General features: G+C 66.7%; 1 protein-coding gene. It reads right to left on the bottom strand.

Annotated elements, in window-relative coordinates; translation table 11 throughout:
• Positions 1 to 18 precede the first annotated feature (18 nt).
• Positions 19 to 657, bottom strand: a 639-nt coding sequence (locus WDW90_RS37815; RefSeq protein WP_336492833.1) for an IS630 family transposase, incomplete at its 5' end; no start/stop codon positions are given.

Below are 657 nucleotides of genomic sequence, written 5' to 3'. Positions count from 1 at the left end.
TGCTAGAGCTGCATCCGATCAGATTGGGTCATATGCATCGTAGCCTGCGGCTGCCAGATAGTTGCGGCACTCGCCTGGCGTGAAGCGCCTGAAGGCACGCTTGATGGCGTCCCAGAGGTCCGTGACGGTGCGAGCAGCCTCGGCGCGCAGGATGGCCTTGAGCTTGGCGAAGGCGAGTTCGATCGGGTTGAAGTCGGGCGAGTAGGACGGCAGGTAGAGCAGCCGTGCACCCGCCGCCTCGATGCGCTCGCGGATGCCGCTGACCTTGTGAGCGGGCAAGTTGTCGAGCACCACCGTGTCGCCGCACCTCAGAGCCGGCACCAGGGTCTCTTCAACATAGGCGCGGAAGCGGGCCCCGGTCATCGGCCCGTCGAGGAGCGCGGTGGCCGTCAGGCCGCTGGCGCGCAGGGCGGCCGTGACGGTGATGGTTTTCCGATGCCCGAACGGCACGGCCACCCGGCAGCGCTCGCCGCGTGGCGCACGCCCATAGCGCCGGATCATCTTCGTGGTCGTGGCGGTTTCGTCGATGAACACGAGCCGGTCCGGATCGCGATCGAGCTGGCCCTCGAACCAGGACAGGCGGGCCGCCTTCACGTCTTCCCGATCCTGCTCCGCGGCATGACCCGTGTTTTTTTCTAGGACGGCAAAGTCGGCTGT

It is taken from the genome of Methylobacterium nigriterrae (assembly GCF_037106235.1).
Taxonomy (GTDB): Bacteria; Pseudomonadota; Alphaproteobacteria; order Rhizobiales; family Beijerinckiaceae; genus Methylobacterium; species Methylobacterium nigriterrae.
Note: the sequence above shows the minus strand (reverse complement) of the source record. Positions and strands in the feature narration are given on the sequence as shown.